We start from the raw sequence: 19,489 nt of genomic DNA on the forward strand, positions 1-19,489 counted from the left end.
AATCTCAATGTTGAGATATCAACATGTGGGTATCCTCATCGTCAAGTAGATGAACGTTGAGATTGTTGACGTTGAAGGGTGCCGGTTATGAGCGATGCGGTGGACGGGATCGTCGCCCAGTGGCGGAGCGAGCGGCCCGACGTCGACGTGTGGCCGATGGGGATCGTCGGCCGGATCACTCGGCTGTCACGGATCCTGGACCGCGAGCTGAAGGAGTTCTTCGCCTGCCACGGCCTGGAGCGCTGGGAGTTCGACGTGCTGGCCACCCTCCGCCGCTCCGGCCCGCCGTACGAACTGACGGCGGGGGCCCTCAACCGGGCGGCCATGGTGACCTCAGGCGCGATCACCAACCGGATCGACCGGCTCACGGCGCGAGGGCTGGTCGAGCGGGTCCCGGACGCGGAGGACCGGCGGTCCGTACGGGTTCGCCTGACCGAGCGGGGCCAGACGGCGGTCGACGAGATCGTGGGCCCCCACGTGGCGAACGAGGCGCGCCTGCTGGCCTCCTTGGGCCCGGAGGACCGGGACCGGCTGGGGGGCCTGCTCCGCGGCCTCCTCGAGTCTCTGGGCGACACTTCCATCGATTAGCCGGACGCCGGACGGCAAGGACGACCCCGTCGGCCGGGCCAAGAACCGCCGGGTGGAGATCGCTTACCGGAAGTAGCCCGGCGTCACGTCGTGTCGAAGCAGCCGTCGAACTCCCACAGCGGATTGGTGACGGTGGCGCCGTCCGCCGCGACGATCATCTGCTGGCCGTTCAGGTCCGCCGGGCCGTCACCGTCCGCCGCGTAGCAGCCGTTCGTCTGGACATGAAGCTGGTACGACGCGGTCTCCGGAATCGCCGGTCCGGCGTTGAACCAGGTCACCGCGCACGTCCAGTCGTTGCCCGCGCCCTGGTCCGCCGTTGACGGCCCGCCCTTGGCGCAGGCGGCCTTCGCGTGCATCGACGCCGCCGTGACCTTCCGGCCCCGCAGGGACTGCTGGAGCACGTAGAGGTTGGCGAACGTCGGCGCGACGGTGTCGTTCAGCCGGTCGCGGGTGATTCCGGAGGATCCACAGCCGGTGGTCCCCAGCAGGACGGCCGCGAGCGCGGCGATCACTCCCCATCGCATGGTTCAGCCCTCAGTGATGTCGCGACGGCGCAGCAGCGCGTGGGCGCCGCCGACGAAAAGGACGAAGTACACGGCGCTGACCACGGCGCCCTGGGCGAGCGGCCCGTGGAACGGAGGGTCGGTGAACAGGCCGTGCCAGGCGCCGAACGGCGTGGTCGGCAGCAGCATCCGGACGACCTCCGGGGCGTTGACCAGCGACGCGAGCTGCAACGCCAGGCCGATGACGACCGGCCCGCCCACGCCGAGCGCACTGTTCCGGCTCGCGACCGACAGCAGCAGGCCCAGGGCGGTGAACGCCAGCACGGGCGGCAGCACCGTCGCCCAGGCGACCAGCACCAGGACCACGCAGTGCCCCGGTTGCAGGAGCGTGCCGGACAGGCCGATCAGCGGCTGCCGGCCCACCAGCAGCACGCCCGCGGCCAGGCTGGACACCGCCACGAGCGCCGTCATCGCGATCGAGTACGTCATCGCGGCGAGGGCCTTGCCGACGAAGACCTGGGACCGGCTGCGGGACCGGGTGAGGATGGTCTTCCACGTGCCGTACCGGTCCTCGCAGGAGAAGATGTCGCCGGCGACGACGCTGGTGAGGGCCGGCAGCGCCCACTGGCCCGCGAAGCCGAGCACCACCAGCGGGATCGAGAACCCGGAGTCGTGCACCCACCGGCCGAACAGGGTGTCCTGCGGCGTGTTGCTCTGCACGTTCAGCGCCGAGACGAACAGGAACGGGGCCAGCAGGCACAGGATCGCCGCCGCCTGGACCTTCACCTGCCTGACCAGTTTGGCCAGCTCGCAGCGGTAGACGACCCACGATCCGCCGCGCGCGGCGCTGCGGACCTCCGGGCGTGCCGCGACCGCCGTCATGGGGCCACCTCCTGGGGAACGTCGGGGGCCGGTTCCTTCGGTTCCTCCGCTTCGGTGAGCGCGAAGAACAGCGCCTCCAGCGGCGAGGACTCCAGGTCGAGCCGGCGCACGGCGACGCCCGCCCGGCCGAGCGCGATCACGTATTCGTCGAGGTGCTCGCGCTGGGCGTGCACGATCAGTTCCCGGCCCGCGACGGCGGCGGCGACCCCCGGCGTGTCGCCGGCCATCGTCAGCGCCCGCTCGTCGTCACTCGTTGCGAGGCGGAAGGCCGGATCCGGGGCGCGCTCGCGGAGGCGTTCCATCGACCCGTCGAAGACCACGCCGCCCCTGCGCATGATCGTGACGTCGTCGCACAGCTCCTCGACCTCGCCCATGTCGTGGCTGCTCAGCAGCACGGTGACCCCGTCGCCGGCCAGCCGCGCGACGAGGGCGCGCATGTCCCGCATCCCGGCCGGGTCGAGGCCGCTCGCCGGCTCGTCCAGGATCAGCAGGCGCGGATCGCGCAGCAGCGCCCCCGCGATCCCCAGCCGCTGGCGCATGCCGACCGAGTAGCCGCCGACCTTCGCGCCGGCCTGGTCGCGCAGGTCGACGAGTTCGAGCGCCTCGTCAATCCGGCTCGCGGCGGGGCCGCCGTCGAGCTCGGCCAGCAGCGTCAGATTGCGGCGGCCGGAAAGGTAGGGGTAGAAACGGGGGCTTTCCACGAATCCGGCGACGCCGTCGAGCACGCGCGCGCCGAATTCCTCCCGGGTCCGGCCGAGGATCCGGATCGAGCCCGCGTCGGGCCGTACCAGGCCCATGAGCATGGTGAGCAGGGTGGTCTTTCCGGCGCCATTGGGCCCGAGCATTCCATGGACCCGGCCGGGGCCGACCCGAAGGTCGACCCCGGCCACGGCCACCGTGTCCTCGAAGCGCTTGGTCAGTCCGAGCGCCTCGATCGCCGGTGAAGAGGGTTCATCCATCGTCGTTATGAGACCTTGTCATTTCGCCTTGTGCGGTGCCTGGGCGCGGCTTGACGGAATGTCATTGTCGACGCCGTTGGTCACCACGGTCTGCGGGAACTTCTTGAGCACCTCGTCCGGGGACATCACCTTCGAGTCGCCCGGGTACGGCCGCTTCCAGCCGGTCGTGGCGTACCACGTGAGCCGGTTGAACGGAGCGAACGCGAGCTGGTCCTCGGACTTGAAGTTCTGCTTCTCCGACCAGGCGAGCCAGGCCTTCTGCATCGGGTCCGTGGCCTGCGCCGCCGTCCCGTTCATCGTGTCGAGCGGGATCTGGTTCGGCAGTGCGGTGTACGGGGTGTAGTCGGGCCTGTCGGTGAACGCCCCGTACATCGGCTCGGCCGCCATGTCGAGCTGGTTCATCGGCGGCAGGCCGAGGATCTGCTCGATCGTGCGGGTGACGTTGAGCTGGCTGTAGTAGGTGTGGTCGATCCCGCCGTGCTTGGCGTACGGGCTGGCGATCAGCGTGACGTTGCGGTGCCCGTCGACGTGGTCGATGCCGTTCTGCGAGTCGTCCTCGACGACGAAGACCGCGCTGTCCTTCCAGTACTTCGAGTGCGAGATCGTGTCGATGATGCGGCCCGTCGCCAGGTCGTTGTCCGCGACCATCGCCGACGGCGTCGGGTAGCCCTTGTTGAGGCCGTTGGTGTGGTCGTCCATGACCCACAGCATGTTGAGCGCGGGCAGGTTCCCGTTCGTCTCGTACTGGGCGAAGTCCCGCTGGAACAGGTCCGCGCGGTACTGGTCGGGGATGTTCGTCTGGAAGTTCGGGAAGTCACGCGACAGGATCTTGTCGAGCGACGGCACGTCGGCCGTGGTCTGGCAGTAGCCGACCGGCACGTGCGGAGCGCCCGTGGCCTTGCCCTCCAGGACCTGGGAGTCCTTGTACCAGTCCGCCCACGTGCCGGGGCAGGCCGCTCCGCCCGGGGCGTTCCAGAACTCCGCGTACTCGCCCCAGACGTGCGCGGTCAGGCCGTGCGCCTGGGCGTTGTCCCACAGGAACCCCGACTTGGGGTAGACCATCGCGTCCGGCTGACCGTAGTCACGGATGTAGTTGGCGTAGGAGCGTTCGAGGTAGTCGTTGACGAAGCCCGCGTCGAGCCAGGTGTGGCCGACGGCGGAGTTGGTTCCGTCGGAGTACAGGTTGTCGATCAGCGGGAACTGCTGGGCGAGGGCGTGGGTGTTCGGCGTGACCTTCTGGCCGAACTGCGTGTACGAGGGGTTGCCGTTGCCGCGCGGGTCGTCGCCGAGGACCTGGTCGTACGTGCGGTTCTCCTTCACGATCACGAACACGTGCTTGATCTTCGAAGGGGCGCCGATGCGGACCGGGACGGCGGTCGGCCGCGCGAACCTGGAACCCTTTCGGTTGCGGGCCCGTAGACCGTTCCACTGGTTGTTGCGGAAGACCTGCGAGGTGTACGTGGCGATCTGCTGCCGGGTGGGCCGCTCGACCAGGCCGACGGTGCCGACGTCGGCGTAGACCTGGCGTCCGGTCGCGGGGTCGGTGCCCGGTCCCTCGCTGATCGTCCCGTCCTTGCCGAGCGCTCCGACGCCCGCCTGGTTCGCGACGACGAGCCGGTCGAGCGTGGCGTTCCAGTGCAGCGTGCCCGGGTACCAGGCCGTCGGGATCAGTCCGTCGAAGGCGACCGGCCGGTGCGCGCCGCGGTACTCATAGATCGCGAGGGCGTTGTTCCGGCCGAGGCTGACGACCAGGTGCGACGGGTCGATGAACTCCAGCGCGTTGGGCGAGCTGCCGAACGGCTGGCCGGGCAGCGGGTTCACGTTGAAGGTCTGGGTGACCCTCTGGGCGACCGTGTCGATGATCGACACCGTGTCGTCGCTGGAGTTGGTGACGAGCAGCTCGGTGCCGTGCGCGAGCAGGCTGCTCGGGTCCAGGCCGAGGCGGTAGGTGTGGACGACCTCGTTGGTGGCCAGGTCGACCTCCGAGACCGTGCCGGTGCTCGCCCGGCCGTCGACCTTGTCGGCGACCACCGGCGAGTCGTAGCTCAGGTTGGTGAAGTCACCGTCGGCCGGCTTACGGCCACCCTCGTTGCTGACGTACGCGTGGTCTCCGACGATGGCCACGTCCCGGGGCGCGACACCGACGGACGTCTGGGCGGTCAGCGTACCCGTGGCGGGGTCGAGTACGCCGAGCCGGTCCCATCCGTCCAGGACGACCAGGATGTGGCCGCCGTCCGGGGTCCAGGCCAGGTCCGTGGGCAGTGGCGCCGCCGCGGCGCCGGTCGAGCTCTTCGGTACGGAGGCGTCGGCGGGCAGCTTGACGACGCTCGGGTTGCTCAGTGTGCCGTCGGCGACGACCGAGAACTTCAGGATGTCGCTGCCCTGCGCGGCCCACAGGGTGTTGCCGTCGGGTGAGTAGAGCAGGCCGCCGACACCGACGTTGCCGCTGCCGGTGCCCTTCGGCGGGGTGTACTGCTGCAGGACCTTCTGGCCGACCAGGTCGACGACCGTGAACAGGCCCGCACCCGACTTGGTGAGGTCGACTGCGGTCTTGCCGTCCGGCCGTACGGCCAGGTCCATCGGCCGGCCGGACTGCTCGATGCTCGCGCCGGCGGGGGTGACGTATTGGTTGTCAGGGGTGAGTACGGATCCGTCAGCCTGCCGTCCGACCAGATGGTCGGCCAGCGGTTTGTTGTGGCCGGTCACACCCGCGGCGAAAGCCGTCGTGGATGTGGCCAGGGCCAGGGCAATGCCGATTACCGGCATTGACAGTAGCCGTTGGGCCATCGATTCCTCCTGCCGCATGGCCTGCCGGGTGACAGGCCAATCCGCCGAGGAATCTAGACCGATGATCACCCCGCTGCCTACACCGCAGGACGAAGAACATCGGAACAGCAATGGCGCATATAGGCCATCAAATCCGGTTTAAGCTGTTTTTCCCGGTCGCCAGGGCTTTGCCGCCCGTTCACCGGTGGCCGCCCGGCTCGCTCATTCACGCCGGAAGACGTCCGTGACCCCGGCCCGCCGCCCCGCGTCCCACGCGACCGTGAGGGTCCCGCCGCCGGCTCCCAGCGCCGCGTGCCCGCTCAGCCGGTCACGGGCACCGTTGGCACACGTCAGCGCGATGCGCATCGCGCCGTCGATCGTGCCGGCGCAGAAGTATGGAGAGTTCAGCGCCGCGGCCCCGCGGAAGAGATAGAGGGCCACCCGCGTGCCCCCGGTCCGGGCGCCCCACGTGCCGTCGGCCGCCGACTTCTTCTCCGCTCCCGGCCGGACGCCGTTCATCGTCGGAACGGCTCCGGGGGCCGACGGCCGCCCGGAGGGCGAGGCCGGACCGCTCGCGGCGGGCGCTCCGGGCACGGTCGGGGGCGTCGCGTCGTGCCTCGAGCCGCTACACCCCGCCGTCACCACGACGAGCGCCAGTGCTCCGACGGCGGACCATCCCCGCATCCCGTCCTCCCACCCGGTCGATGCATGCCCCCGCACCGGAAAGGCCGAGGGGGCGCCGGCCGGTCGCCGGCGCCCCGGCCGCGCGGCTCAGTGCCGGGCCTTCACCTTGACAGTGATCTTCTTCGGCGCCTTGACGCGCTTCTTGGACGTCGTGACCTTCGGCTGCGGGCGGAGCCCCGCGGCCAGCTTCGACAGCACCGACGCGGACGACGAGGACCGCAGCGCGGGCGTGCTGGCGGGGTTGATGCCGGCGCCGAGGCTCATGACGCCGACGAGGTTCATCGCGTTGTTCGCCGAGCCCGCGGGCAGCCCCATCATCCCGTTGATCACGCCGTCGAGGATCCCGCCGGGACCGCATCCCTTGGCGGCGGGCACCGCGATCTTGTTGTTGATCTGGATCGGATAGGGCGACCAGCCGAGCGCCGGGTCACCGGCCCCGCCCGGGACGAGAACGGTCGGGGTCAGGCTCGTGGTGATCGGTCCGATGACGCACGAGGTGCCGAGCAGCTGGTTGTTCAGATGGACGTTCAGCTGCGCCGTCGCCTGGATGCCACCGGAGCCGAGCTGGACGGTGATCGGCGCCGCCAGCGACTGGGTGACGGTGAGCCGGTTGAACGGCAGCATCGCCGCCGGCGTCTTGCCCAGCACGGGGCCGATCAGCGGCAGCTGCCCGATGAGGCCACCGGGGACCTCGACGGGCTGCGACACGAGCTGCTCCCCCATGACCGGCGCGTGCAGGACGCTGCCCGGGCTGAGCGAGGTGATGTAACCGGTGACGCGGATGGCGTTCGGCGGCAGGTCCAGGGCGAAACTGCCGATCTTCACGCTGCCGCCGGAGGTCACCTGAGCCTCGCAGGTGGTGTTCTGCGGGCACTGGCCCTGGAACTTCGCCGCGATCCGCGGCGTGCTCCCCGAGGCGATCGGCGGGGCCGCGGGGTGCGGCGAACCGGCCGGCGGCGAGGCCGGGTCGAAACTGCCGACGGTGCCCCTGCCCGACTCGCTGAACCACAGCCTCCCGCCGGGGCCGGAGGCGATCCGCATCGGCGCGGACAGCGTGGCCGGAAGCGGGTACTCGCTGACGGATCCCGATCCGGGGTCGATGCTGCCGATGTTGCTGGCGGCGGCCTCGGTGAACCAGATCAGGCCGTCCGGGCCGACGGCGATCCCCATCGGGGCGGAGTCCGCGGTGTTCACCGGGTACTCGTCGATGTTGCCGGTCGCCGGATCGAGCCGGCCGATCCTCCCGACGCCGGGTTCGGTGAACCACAGGGCGCCGTCGGGGCCCTTGACGATCCCGCCGAGGGTCGGCGAGCCGGAGCCCGCGGACGGCGGGTAGTAGGCGGTGACCGCGCCGGTCGACGGGTCGAGCCGCCCGATCGATCCGTCGGTGCCCGTGTACCAGATGGCGCCGTCGGAGCCTGCCGCGAGGCCGTAGACGGCCGCGCCGGCGGTGGCGTACGCGGTGACGGTGCCTGTGGCGTCGATCCGGCCGATGGCCGTCGCCGAGGTGCCCCCGAACCACATCGCACCGTCGGGACCGGCGACGATGTCGGTGAGCCGCCCGCCGGCGAAGTTGACGTCCGTGGTCGTGGGGACCTCGAAGAGCGTCGTCTTCCCGGTCGCCGGGTCGACGTAGCCCACCCGCGGAACGTCGACGGAGGAGTCGGTGAACCAGAGGCGCCCGCCCGGCCCGGCGGCCATCGCGTCGGCCGCGCCGAACGTCTTCTGCGAGTTGGCGGGCAGGGCGTACTCGGTGACCTTTCCGGCCGAGTCCACCTTTCCGAGGCCGCCGGCGTTCTCGCCGAACCAGACGCTGCCGTTCGGGCCGGCGACCAGGCCCGCCGGGGTGACGTCGGGCACGGGCAACCCGACCTCGGTCACGCCGGCGGCGGCGCCGGCGGGCGAGGCCGGGCTGAGGGCGACCGCACCCAGCAGGGCCGCCGACGCGAGAACCCCCGCGCGCACTCCACGATGGCGCATGCCATCGCCTCCTTGAGTGTTCTCCCCCGAGGACAACAGGACAGGGATGTAGTGGGCTACTAGAAACCCAGGGGTGTTTCACGTCAAGCCGATCAGTACCGCCCGACCGGTTCCGGTCACCGCCGCGGTACAGGCAGGGGCAGGGGCCGCCGGTAGGGCGGCCCCTGCCCGTCTCGTCCCTCGCTCACACGGACGTCAGGTGATCGTCACGAGCGGGCTCGTGGTGTAGACGCCGGTCGCGGTGCCGGTCGGGCTGATGCTGCCGCAGGCGGAGGTTCCGGAGAACGGCACGCTGGCGTTGGTGAACGTCGCCTTGCCGGTGGTGTTGTTGTAGCTGGCGGTGATCGTCGCCGCGGCGGTCGGGGCCGCCGTCACGGTGCACCCGGGCAGCGTGCTGGTGGTGACCGTCACGCCGCCCTGGGGGATGGTGATCTTCACCTGGGTGGGGCTCGCCACGGCCAGCAGCGTCCAGCTGCCGTTCGTGTGGTTGGTGGTGATCGTCGCCGTGCCGCCGAAGTTGTCGGTGCAGCTGCCGAAGGTCGGGTCCGGGCTGATGTTGACCGGGCCGTACCCCGACGACGGGGTGGTGAACTGGATCGTCGAGCTGGTGCAGGTCACCGAGAAGGACAGGCCGGACAGGGTGCCGGCGAACTTCACACTGCTGCTGGTGGCGGTGATCGCGGTGCTGGCCGGGCTGACGCCCGCCGCGTAGGCGGTGCCGCCCATCATCGCGACCAGGGCGCCCGCCCCGGTGATGGTCAGGGCGAGTTTCGCCGTTCTGGGAATCATGTGCTGTGCCTCTCGTCAAAGGGGGACCGGGAACCGGCGTCTCCGGCCTCGGGTGTGCGGGGTGGTGGCGATCAGGTGGAAACGGTCAGGACGTTGGAGTACGAGTGGTGGCCTCCTTCCGGTCAGTTCGAGTGCGCCCCCGCGCCGACGCTGAGGATCGCGGGCAGGTCGAGGGTGTTTCCGGAGGACGAGGGCAGCCCCATGGTCGAGTTGATGACCCCGTCGAGGATTCCGCCGAGGCCGCAGCCGTGGGCCTTCGGCACGGCGAGGGTGTCGTCCTTGATCTCGACGCTCAGGGGCTGCCAGCCGAGCTGCGGGTCGTGCGCCGATCCACCGGACAGGTCCGCCGGTGCCAGCGACGCGGTGATCGGCCCGATGACGCAGGTGGAGCCGAGGAGCTGGTTATTGAGCTGGATGTTCAGGGTGGCGGTCGCCTGCAGGCCTCCGGGGCCGAACCCGATGGTGACCGGCCCGGCCAGGGACTGCGTGATCGTCAGCTTGTTGAACGGCAGCATCGCCGCCGGGGTCATGCCGAGGATCGGGCCGATCAACGGCAGGGTGCCGATGACGCCTCCGGGCACCTCCACCGGAACGGACTCCAGCTGGGACCCCGTGAGGGGCGGCTGGAGAACGGCCGAACCGGACCCGAGCGAGGTGACGTAGCCGCTGACGCGCAGCGCCCCGGCGGGCATCGTCTGGCTGAAGCCGCCGATCTTGACGCTGCCGCCCATCGTGAGCTGCGTCTCGCAGATGATCGCCGAGGTGGGGCAGCGGCCCTGGAACGACGCGGCGACCCGCGGGCTGATGCCGTCGACGATCGGCGGGGCGGCGGCGTGCGGCGAGCCGGAGGGCGGCGCGGACGGGTTCAGCCGGCCGATGGCGCCCTTGCCCGCCTCGGTGAACCAGAGGGCTCCCCCGGGACCGTTGATGATCCGCATCGGCGCCGACAGCGCGTCCGGCAACGGGTACTCGGAGATCTTCTTCGACGCGGGGACGACGCGGCCGATGTTGCCCGCCGCGGCCTCGGTGAACCACAGGTTGCCGTCCGGACCGGCGGTGATGCCCTCCGGCGCGGAGTTCGCGGTGGGGACGGCGTACTCGGTGACGGCGTCGTTCCCGGGGACGATCCGGCCGATCTTCCCGACGCCGGGCTCGGTGAACCACACCGCGCCGTCCGGGCCGGCCGTGATGCCGCCGGCTGCGGGGTTCCCGGACCCGGACGACTCAGGCGAGTAGATCGTGACGTCGCCCGTGGCCGGGTCCAGGCGTCCGATCGACCCGCCGCTCGTGTCGGTGAACCACAGCGCCTTGTCGGGCCCCGTGGTGATCGCGTACGGCGACAGGCCGGTGGTGGCGTAGGCGGTGACGGCGCCCGACGCGGTGACCCGGCCGACCGCGCTGGACGGGCCGCCGGTGAACCACATCGCGCCGTCCGGCCCGGCGGTGATGTCGGTGAGCTGGCCGCCCGCGAAGCTCACGTCTCCGGTGGTCGGCACCTCGTACGTGGTCACGGCGCCGGTGCCGGCGTTGACCTTTCCGACCCGCGGCACGGCGGTGGAGGCGTCCGTGAACCAGACCGTGCCGTCCGAGGCGGTGGCGGCCCCTTCCGGGACGGCCACGTGCTGCTGCGAGTTCGCCGGCACGGCGAACTCCTTGACCTTGCCGGCGGCGTCGACGCGGCCGAGGCCCTGCACGTGTTCGGCGAACCACACGCTGCTGCTCGGCCCGGCCGTCAGGCCGAGCGGTGTGCTGTCGGGAACGCTGGAGGAGAATTCGGTGACCGTGCCCGCCGCGGCCTCGGCCGGAACGTACGGGAGGGCCACGACGATTGCGGCCAGCAGAAACGCTCCCGCTCTGGATCCACGATGGCGCATGCCACCGCCTCCTTGGGACTCATCCCCCGAGGACGACGTACGGCTCGAAACCTGTTGGAAACAAACGAGCTTCCTGCAACTAGAAACCGTACGGTGTCTCATGTCAACCACGACCGGTCCAACGGCCGGATCCGGCCGCGCCGGATCGGCCGGCGCGGCCCGCCCGCCATTTACGCCCCCACCCGCAGGCGATAGACAGCCGGATGACGGCGCCACCGACGGGAGATCACCCCATGCGCGACGGAACCTCGAGGGGACGGTCCGGCCCGGCCGACCGGACCGCGCCACCACGCCCCGGCCCCGCTCCCCGCCGCCGGCACCCCGACGCGCCGGGCCCGCACGCGGCGCGGCAGCGGTCACGACTCATCGACGCGCTCGTGACCGTCGTGACCGAGCGGGGCTATCCACGCACCACGGTCGCCGACGTCGCCGCCACCGCCGGAGTCCCCGTCGGCGAGTTCCACGCCCAGTTCGCGAACCTCGAGGAGTGTTTCCTGGCCGCGTACGAGCGCGGGACGCGAGCTCTGCTGGCACGGGTGGAGGCCGCCTACCGGGCGGAGTCGTCATGGCCCGCGGCGATGCGCGCCGGCCTGCGGGTGGCACTCGAGCTGACGGCCGCCGAACCGGCCTTGGCGCGGATGTGCCTCCTCGACGCGAGCAGGGTGGGCGCGCGGGTGCACCGGGCGCGGCTGGCCTTCCTGGCGAGATTCCGCTCGTTCCTGAGCGGGCCCGGCATTCCCCAGATACCCGATGTCATCAGAGACGCCATGATCGGAGGGGTCTACACGATCATTTACAACCACGTCGAGAGCGGGCGGGCGGAGGAGCTACCGGATCTGCTGGTCCCCATGACCCACTTCCTGCTCGCCTTCTACCGCGAGGGTTGATCTCCTCGTTCGAGCTCGGCCGCCGCCTCCTCGCGGCCGAGCGGCAGCAGCGCGAAGTAGACCAGGGAGGGGAGCATCTCCGGCAGCCGCTGCCCCTCTCCGCCCTCCACCGCCGCGTAGACCGCTCCATAGATGCCGCCGATGATCGCGTCGATGACGACGGTGGGCAGGGACAGAAGGTCGTACGCCGGGTCGGCGAAGAACCGCCGGAAGCGCGCCAGGTGCTCGATCCGCGCCTTGCGCAGCCGTGGGCCGGCCGCGTTCACCTCGACGAGGGCCGCCCGGGCGAACCGGGGCTCGCCGGCGAGGACCTCCAGCATGACCCGCAGCCCCGCCCGCATGCCCTCCGGCCAGGAGGAGGCGGCCTCGTAGGCATGCGTCATCCGGTCGAGGAGGATGCCGGTCCCCCGCTGGTAGGCGGCGAGGAAGCAGTCGTCCATCTCGGCGAAGTGGACGTAGAACGTCTTCTTGGTCACCCCGGCGGCTTCGGTGATCTTGCTGATGGTGGTGCGCGCGTAGCCGTGCTCGGCGACCACCTGGACGAACGCGTCGATGAGCCGGTCCCGCTGGATGCCGGCGACCGTCTCCGGGGGGAGCCCGTGCCGCCCCGGTTTGATGGCCCGGCCCGGCTCGCGGGCGGACCGGGATCCGGGGATGGCCGACTCCACGCCGGTCGCCGCGGGGAGGGGCGGAGCTTCACCGGTCGTCGCCGGCCGTTCGGACTGCCTCGCCATGAATGTCGCGCGTTTCTCCAGTTGCCGTACGCCGGCCCGCACCTGCCGTCCGGCTCACACTACTTCGGGGACCCGAAGCCGAAAGGCTACCTTCCGCGCCCCGGGAACGCACGACCCCTTGGCCGGACCAGGCCGCGGCACGCGGTTTCGTACCGCCGATACGCGAGGCGCACACGATCACGCGGCCCCGGTGCTTCTCCGGCGCTCGGGACGTCGCCTGCGACGGGGCGCGGCCGCCTCGGGCGGACGCCGCGCGAGTTGCAGTGGTTTGTCGGGTTATGTCCGACCTCCTCGCGGGCCGCCGCACGGCTCGCCACGCAGGTCGCCACGCACGTCACGGCGCGGATCGCCACCCGGTCGCGGGCGGTTAGCCGGGATCGTCCCGGGTAGGGCAGCGCGCATGACCGAGCGTGACCTTCCGGACCGGGGACGGCCCGCGCACCCGGACGACGTCGTCCGCCCCGACCCGATACCGGACGAGACACCGGGCATCGAGGACCCCGAGGCCGACTTCATCGCACAGCACCTGCGGGAGGACGAGGACGACACCGAGGAGCTCCCGCGCGGCGAGGAACTCCCTCTCGACGCCAACGAGGCCGACGTCGTCGAACAGCGGACCACCGCCCGCATCGACGAGGACGAACGCTGACCTCGCGTTTCGCTCCGCCGCCGCGGGTAGGGATGGCGGGCAGACCGGATTCGTTCACGCCGGCGTACGCCCGGTGAGGAGGTCATGAGATGTCCGAAGGACTGTACGGGAGCGGAGGAGCAGACCCGTTCGAGGAGTTCTTGGCCCGATTCTTCGGGGCGGGCGTGCCCCGGCGGCCCACGAATCGCGTGAACATCGCGCGCTTCATGACCGAGGGCGCCCGCGAACTCGTCCGGGACGCCGCCGTCAAGGCGGCCGAGTGGGGCAGCCCCGACCTCGACACCGACCACCTGCTGTGGGCGGCGACCCGGCAGGAGGTGACCCGGCAGCTGCTGGCCCGCGCCGGCGCCGACCCGGAGGCGATCGCGCGGCGGGTCGAGGAGAACGTCCGGCGCGGCCCGGCCCGCGAGATGTCCGCGCAGCTCACCCCCTCGGCCAAGCGCGCGCTGCTGGACGCCCACCAGATCTCTCGCGCCCTCGATTCCTCCTACATCGGCCCGGAGCACGTGCTGTTCGCGCTCGCGGTGAACTCCGAGTCGCCGGCCGGCCGGCAGCTCCACGGCGCGCGGATCACCCCGGAGACGCTGCGGTCGGCGGCGGGCGGCGCCACGCCCGGCGGTCTCTCCGGGCATCCCCCGTCGGACACGCCCACCGTGGACGAGTACGGGCGCGACCTCAGCTCCATGGCAGCCGAGGGCAAGGTCGACCCCGTCGTCGGCCGGGACGAGGAGATCGAGCAGACCATCGAGGTGCTTTCGCGGCGCACGAAGAACAACCCGGTCCTGATCGGCGACCCCGGCGTGGGCAAGACCGCCATCGTCGAGGGCATCGCCCAGCGCATCGTGGACGGCGAGGTGCCGGAGACACTGCGCGGGAAACGGCTGGTCCAGCTCGACCTGGCCGGGCTGGTCGCCGGCACCCGCTACCGGGGCGACTTCGAGGAGCGGTTGAAGAAGATCGTCGACGAGATCGGCGCGCACAGTGACGAGCTCGTCGTGTTCATCGACGAGATCCACACCTTGGTGACGGCCGGCGGTGCCGAGGGCGGCATGACCGCCGGGAACATGCTCAAGCCCGCCCTCGCCCGCGGCGAACTCCACGTCATCGGCGCGACGACCGTCGACGAGTACCGCAAGAACATCGAGAAGGACGCGGCGCTCGAACGCCGCTTCCAGCCGATCCTCGTTCCCGAGCCGAGCCCCGAGGACTCCGTCGGGATCCTGTGCGGGCTGCGGGACCGCTACGAGGCCCACCACCAGGTCCGGTTCACCAACGAGGCGCTGGTGGCGGCGGTCGACCTGTCGAGCCGGTACCTCACCGACCGGTTCCTTCCCGACAAGGCGATCGACCTGATCGACCAGGCCGGCGCCCGCGTCCGGCTGCGCACCAAGACGCCCGGCCGCGACGTACGCCGGCTCGAGAAGGAACTGGACCAGCGCCGCCGGGAGAAGGACCAGGCCGTCGCCGACGAGAAGTACGAGAAGGCCGCTGCCCTGCGCGACGAGATCGCCGAACTCGAGCGGCGCGCCACCGCCGCGACCGGCGACGGCGAGGGCACCGGCTCGGTCCCGGAGGTCACCGCCGAGGACATCGCCGAGGTGGTGTCGCGGACCACCGGGATACCGGTCGCGCAGCTCACCGTGGAGGAACGCGAACGCCTGCTCCGGCTCGAGGAGCACCTGCACCAGCGGGTGGTCGGGCAGGAGGAGGCGGTGACCGCGGTCGCCGAGTCGGTCCGCCGGTCCCGCGCCGGGCTCGGAGACCCGAACCGGCCGATCGGCAGCTTCCTCTTCCTGGGCCCGACCGGCGTGGGCAAGACGGAGCTGGCCCGGGCGCTGGCCGAGGCCCTGTTCGGCAGCCAGGACCGCATGGTGCGCTTCGACATGAGCGAGTTCCAGGAACGTCACACGGTCAGCCGACTCATGGGCGCGCCTCCCGGCTACGTCGGTTACGAGGAGGCCGGCCAGCTCACCGAGGCCGTGCGCCGCCGCCCGTACTCCGTGCTGCTGCTGGACGAGATCGAGAAGGCCCACCCGGACGTCTTCAACGTCCTGCTGCAACTGCTCGACGACGGGCGTCTCACCGATGCCCAGGGTCGTACGGTCGACTTCCGCAACACCGTCATCATCATGACGAGCAACCTCGGCTCCGACGTCATCGGCAGCGGAGGGCTGGCCACCGGCTTCTCCGAGGGCAACGGCGGCGAGGACGCGTCACTGCGCGAGCGGGTCATGCGGCGGCTGCGCGAGGCGTTCCGGCCGGAGTTCCTGAACCGCATCGACGAGATCATCGTCTTCCGCCGCCTCGACGCCGAACAGCTGCGGCAGATCACCGACCTGCTGCTGGACGAGACCCGGCGCCGCCTGCGCGCGCAGAACCTGTCGATCGAGTTCACCAAGGAGGCGGTGGACTGGCTCGCGCGGCGCGGCTACCAACCGGAGTTCGGCGCCCGGCCGCTGCGGCGCACGATCCAGCGGGAGGTCGACAACCGCCTGTCGAGCATGCTGCTGGGCGGCCGGCTCAACCCGGGCGACGAGGTACGGGTGACCGTCCGCGACGACCAAATCGACTTTGAGATCACGGCCACGCGGAGCGGATCGGCCGCCGCCGACCGACCAGCGTGAGACGCCGACCAGCGTGAGACGCCGACCGGCGTGCGATGCTCTCTGGTGCGGCACCATGTCCTGGGCCGAGCTGATCATCTGCCCGGCCGACCGTGCGGTTCCGGAGGATTCGGAAGGACGACATGGCCCGACGACGGGTGCTCATGGACCTACGCCCGTTGCGCGAGTCTCCGGCGTTCCGGCGATTGTGGACCGGGAACGGGCTGTCCTCGGTCGGCGGCCAGATGACGACCTTCGCGGTCGCCCTGCAGGTCTACACGCTCACTCATTCGTCTGCCGCGGTCGGGGTCGTCGGGCTGGCCGCGGCCGTCCCCGCCATCCTGTTCGGCCTGCTCGGCGGTTCCCTGGCCGACGCGGTCGACCGGCGCCGGCTCGTCCTCCTCACCAGCAGCGGCCTGACCGTGGTCTCGGCCCTGTTCGCGGTGCAGGCCTTCCTCGGGCTCGCGCGGGTGTGGCCGCTGTACTGCCTGGTCGCGGTGCAGTCCCTGCTCCGGTCCGCCGACGGCCCTGCGCGGCGTACCTTCCTGCCACGGCTGCTCCCGGCGGAGCAGATTCCCGCCGGTGCCGCGCTCACCATGTTCGCGTTCCACATGAGCCTGACGGCGGGCCCCGCCCTCGCCGGCGTGGTGGCGGCCTCCTGGGGACTGAAGGCGTGTTACCTCATCGACGTGCTGAGCTTCGCCGCCGCCCTGTACGGCGTCGCCCGGCTCCCGGCGATGCCACCCGCGGCCGGCGGCGCCCGCCCCGGTGTGCGGGCCGTCGGGGAGGCGCTGCGGTTCATCCGCCGCGACCAGGTCATCGCCGGAGCGTTCCTCGCCGACATGAGCGCCATGATCCTCGGGATGCCCTTGGCGATCTTTCCCGCGATCAACGCGGAGCGCTTCGGCGGGTCTCCGCAGACGCTGGGCCTGCTCGTCGCCGCCCCGGCGATCGGCGGGATCATCGGGTCCGCGCTATCCGGGCCGGTCGGCCAGGTGACCCGGCAGGGGCGCGCCATCCTGGTCGCGGGCGCGGTGTGGGGCGCCGGTCTCGCCGGATTCGGCCTGGCTCACACGTTCTGGCTCGCCATCGTCCTGCTCGCCATCGCGGGGACCGCCGACGTCATCAGCGTCGTCCTCCGGACGGCGGTCGTCCAGGTCGCCACGCCCGATCGGTACCGTGGCCGCGTCGGCGCCGCCGAGTACGTCGTCGGCGTGGGATGCCCGCAGCTCGGCAACTTCCGCGCCGGTGCGGTCGCCGCGCTGACCTCCCCAGCGGTCAGCGCCGTCGGGGGCGGCCTCGCCGTCATCGCCGGCGCCGCCCTGATCCGCTGGACCATGCCCGCGTTGGCCCGCCAGCGGGCTGCTGAGAGCACCGCACGGGCGACGGCCGCCGACGCGCCCGGCTGACCGCCCGGGGGCCTGACATACCGGACAGATCCGCTGTCCGGCTGTACGACGCCCAGACGACGCCCTCGCCGCGTTGGCGTCGGTCGCCGGCCAGAACCGGGCTGACTCCCTCCTCCGGGCTGACTCCCTCCTCCACTCTGCGACGCGCCGCCTGGAGGCATCTCGACGACGTCCCGCCGCGCGCGCCGGGTTGGCGCCGGTCCGGCACGGGCAGAACGCCGGGAGGCGGCGCGGCCGGAGGGGGCACGGGTGGCGGACCGCGATGACCAGGCGCGATGGCCGGTGCGGTCACGGCCGCGTACGCGGTGGGCGCACCAGGAGCCGACCGTCGGCCAGGCCGATCCCGCGATGATCGCGGCGGTGCTGAAGCGGTCGCAGGCGCGGCCCTCCGGAAACTGGTTCGCCGTCGCGGCCAGTGCCGACGTACGGGCCGACCGCCCGCTGGGGTTCCGCGTCGTGGGCAGGGAGCTGGTGGCCTGGCGGGACCGGGCCGGTGCGGTGGTGGCGGGGCCGGGGACCTGCCCCCACCTGGGGGCTCCGCTGGCCCACGGCCGGATCGTGTGCGGCGACCTGATCTGCCGGTGGCACGGGCTCCGGCTGTCACCGGACGGCGGGGCCGGGTGGCGGCCGCTGCCCTGCCATGACGACGGCGTCCTGACGTGGGTCCGGCTCGACCCGCCTGATCTCGGCGGTGACGAGCCGCTGCCCCGGCCGGTCCTTCCCACCCGGCCACCGTCGGTGCGGAGCGTCCACTCGGTGATCCGGGCGGTGGGCGCGTGCGAGCCGGAGGACGTGATCGCCAACCGGCTCGACCCGTGGCACGGCGCCTGGTTCCACCCGTACTCCTTCGCCCACCTGCGCGTCACGCACGCCCCACCGGTCGACGCCGGGGAGGCGGACGACCGGTTCCTGGTCGAGGTGACGTACCGGGTGGGACCGCGGCTCGGCGTGCCGGTGCTGGCGGAGTTCACCTGCCCGGAGCCGCGCACGGTCGTGATGCGCATCGTCGAGGGCGAAGGCGTCGGCAGCGTCGTGGAGACGCACGCCACCCCGCTCGGGACCGGCCGGGACGGCCGCCCGCGTACCGCGGTGATCGAGGCGACGATCGCCACCTCGGAGCGCCCCGGGTTCGCGGTCGTGCGGCTGGCGTCGCCGCTGCTGCGGCCGATGATGCGGCGCGCGGCGCTGCGGCTGTGGCGCGACGACCTCGCCTACGCCGAGCGCCGCTACGCCCTGCGCACCGGCCCGTCCTGACGGGACGGCGAATCCAGGTCGGGACACGGTCACGGCCACGAGACGGTGGTCGGCGGGGGCGGACCTGGCCCGCCGCGTCACGCTCGCACGACGGCCGCAGGCCCCATCATCCTGCGGAGTGGAATGAGCCGGCGTCCGCGATGACCGCGACGCCGGTACGTCCGCCGTCGACGTCGATCACGGCTCCGTGGACGAAGGCCGCGTCGTCGGACGCGAGGTAGACGGCGGCGGCCGCGATGGCGTCGGGATGGCCGGATCGGCCGGCCGGGGTGCCGCGCATCAGCATCTCGGCGGGTTGCTCGACGGCGGGGTCCCGGTCGGGGGTCAGAATGACCCCGGGTGATATGGCGTTGACCCGTACGCCGTGCGTGCCGAACTCCGACGCCCATGCGCGGGTGAGCGTTTCCATCGCGCCCTTTGTCGAGCTGTAGAGCGCGCCGACCGGAAGACCGAGCCGCGCGACCCAGGAGCCGAGGTTGATGATCACGCCTCCACCGGCGCTGATCATCCCTGGGACGACGGCCTGCGTGAGGAAGAACGGCGCCTTGACGTTGACGCCGTAGACGCGGTCGAACGTCTCGTCATCGGTTGTCGGCGTCGTCGCCGCGGGGTAGATGCCGGCGTTGTTGACGAGGATGTCGATGCGTCCGCCAAGCCGGTCGGTCGCCGCGTCGGCGAGTGCGCGGCTGGCGGCCGCGGTGCCGTCGAGGTCGGCGTGGACGTAGTCCGCCCGGCCGCCCGTTTCGCGAATCCGGGAGACGACCGCCTCGCCTCGGGCGTCGTCGCGCCCGGAGACGACGACGTGCGCCCCGGCGTCGCCGTAGGCGAGCGCGATGGCGCGTCCGATGTTGCTGGTTGAGCCGGTGATGAGGGCTGTTCTGCCCGAAAGCCGTGGTGACATGAGGGTGACGGTACGGGCCCATTTTTG

At 71.6% G+C, this 19,489-nt stretch carries 16 protein-coding genes; 6 read left to right on the forward strand and 10 right to left on the reverse strand.

Translation table 11 applies throughout. The features are described 5' to 3' along the window. The first annotated feature begins 87 nt into the window (after positions 1-87). Positions 88-588, forward strand: a complete 501-nt coding sequence (locus tag NE236_RS26990; protein ID WP_252844954.1) for a MarR family winged helix-turn-helix transcriptional regulator — start codon at positions 88-90, stop codon at positions 586-588. An 83-nt stretch (positions 589-671) separates the two neighbouring features. Here NE236_RS26990 and NE236_RS26995 read toward each other — a convergent pair whose 3' ends face one another. The 8 genes from NE236_RS26995 to NE236_RS27030 all read right to left on the reverse strand — a co-directional run bounded on the left by NE236_RS26995 (position 672) and on the right by NE236_RS27030 (position 11,025). Beyond that, on the reverse strand, positions 672-1,112 hold the full coding sequence (locus NE236_RS26995) for a hypothetical protein (protein WP_252844955.1): 441 nt from the start codon (positions 1,110-1,112) through the stop codon (positions 672-674). Positions 1,113-1,115: 3 nt separating this feature from the next. Next, positions 1,116-1,973, reverse strand: coding sequence for a DUF2705 family protein (locus tag NE236_RS27000; protein ID WP_252844956.1), 858 nt, complete (start codon positions 1,971-1,973; stop codon positions 1,116-1,118). Continuing rightward, positions 1,970-2,932, reverse strand: coding sequence for an ABC transporter ATP-binding protein (locus NE236_RS27005; RefSeq protein WP_252844957.1), 963 nt, complete (start codon positions 2,930-2,932; stop codon positions 1,970-1,972). Before NE236_RS27005 ends, NE236_RS27000 begins: the two co-directional genes overlap by 4 nt. 18 nt (positions 2,933-2,950) lie before the next feature. Beyond that, positions 2,951-5,719 (reverse strand): bifunctional YncE family protein/alkaline phosphatase family protein, encoded by a 2,769-nt coding sequence (locus NE236_RS27010; RefSeq protein ID WP_252844958.1) that lies wholly within the window; start codon positions 5,717-5,719, stop codon positions 2,951-2,953. A 201-nt stretch (positions 5,720-5,920) separates the two neighbouring features. Then, positions 5,921-6,382 carry a hypothetical protein gene (locus tag NE236_RS27015; protein ID WP_252844959.1) on the reverse strand — a complete coding sequence of 154 codons (462 nt, stop codon included), beginning with the start codon at positions 6,380-6,382 and terminating at the stop codon, positions 5,921-5,923. A gap of 87 nt (positions 6,383-6,469) precedes the next feature. After that, positions 6,470-8,362: a Vgb family protein gene (locus tag NE236_RS27020; protein ID WP_252844960.1), complete on the reverse strand. Its 1,893-nt coding sequence runs from the start codon at positions 8,360-8,362 to the stop codon at positions 6,470-6,472. Positions 8,363-8,557: 195 nt separating this feature from the next. Next, positions 8,558-9,151 carry a hypothetical protein gene (locus NE236_RS27025; RefSeq protein ID WP_252844961.1) on the reverse strand — a complete coding sequence of 198 codons (594 nt, stop codon included), beginning with the start codon at positions 9,149-9,151 and terminating at the stop codon, positions 8,558-8,560. Positions 9,152-9,273: 122 nt separating this feature from the next. Further along, positions 9,274-11,025: a Vgb family protein gene (locus NE236_RS27030; protein ID WP_252844962.1), complete on the reverse strand. Its 1,752-nt coding sequence runs from the start codon at positions 11,023-11,025 to the stop codon at positions 9,274-9,276. 233 nt (positions 11,026-11,258) lie between these two features. On the opposite strand from NE236_RS27030, the gene NE236_RS27035 reads away from it, so the two are divergent. After that, a complete protein-coding gene (locus NE236_RS27035) occupies positions 11,259-11,912 on the forward strand; it encodes a TetR/AcrR family transcriptional regulator (RefSeq protein WP_252844963.1) in 654 nt (217 codons plus the stop codon). Here NE236_RS27035 and NE236_RS27040 read toward each other — a convergent pair. Continuing rightward, positions 11,897-12,646, reverse strand: a complete 750-nt coding sequence (locus NE236_RS27040) for a TetR/AcrR family transcriptional regulator (protein WP_252844964.1) — start codon at positions 12,644-12,646, stop codon at positions 11,897-11,899. The genes NE236_RS27035 and NE236_RS27040 overlap by 16 nt on opposite strands. 400 nt (positions 12,647-13,046) lie before the next feature. Here NE236_RS27040 and NE236_RS27045 point away from each other — a divergent pair, with 400 nt between their 5' ends. The 4 genes from NE236_RS27045 (at position 13,047) to NE236_RS27060 (ending at position 18,561) form a co-directional block, all read left to right on the forward strand. Continuing rightward, on the forward strand, positions 13,047-13,295 hold the full coding sequence (locus tag NE236_RS27045; RefSeq protein ID WP_252844965.1) for a hypothetical protein: 249 nt from the start codon (positions 13,047-13,049) through the stop codon (positions 13,293-13,295). Positions 13,296-13,384: 89 nt separating this feature from the next. After that, positions 13,385-15,919: an ATP-dependent Clp protease ATP-binding subunit gene (locus NE236_RS27050; protein WP_252844966.1), complete on the forward strand. Its 2,535-nt coding sequence runs from the start codon at positions 13,385-13,387 to the stop codon at positions 15,917-15,919. A 122-nt stretch (positions 15,920-16,041) separates the two neighbouring features. Next, on the forward strand, positions 16,042-17,307 hold the full coding sequence (locus tag NE236_RS27055; protein ID WP_252844967.1) for an MFS transporter: 1,266 nt from the start codon (positions 16,042-16,044) through the stop codon (positions 17,305-17,307). A 249-nt stretch (positions 17,308-17,556) separates the two neighbouring features. Further along, positions 17,557-18,561, forward strand: a complete 1,005-nt coding sequence (locus NE236_RS27060) for a Rieske (2Fe-2S) protein (protein ID WP_252844968.1) — start codon at positions 17,557-17,559, stop codon at positions 18,559-18,561. A 106-nt stretch (positions 18,562-18,667) separates the two neighbouring features. Here the strand turns inward: NE236_RS27060 and NE236_RS27065 are convergent, their stop codons facing one another. Further along, the gene (locus NE236_RS27065) at positions 18,668-19,462 is read right to left on the reverse strand and encodes an SDR family NAD(P)-dependent oxidoreductase (RefSeq protein ID WP_252844969.1); all 795 of its coding nucleotides are present in this window, start codon (positions 19,460-19,462) and stop codon (positions 18,668-18,670) included. Between the last annotated feature and the right edge of the window lie 27 nt (positions 19,463-19,489).

Origin of the sequence: Actinoallomurus purpureus, assembly GCF_024055795.1 — a bacterium.
Classification (GTDB): domain Bacteria; phylum Actinomycetota; class Actinomycetes; order Streptosporangiales; family Streptosporangiaceae; genus Actinoallomurus; species Actinoallomurus purpureus.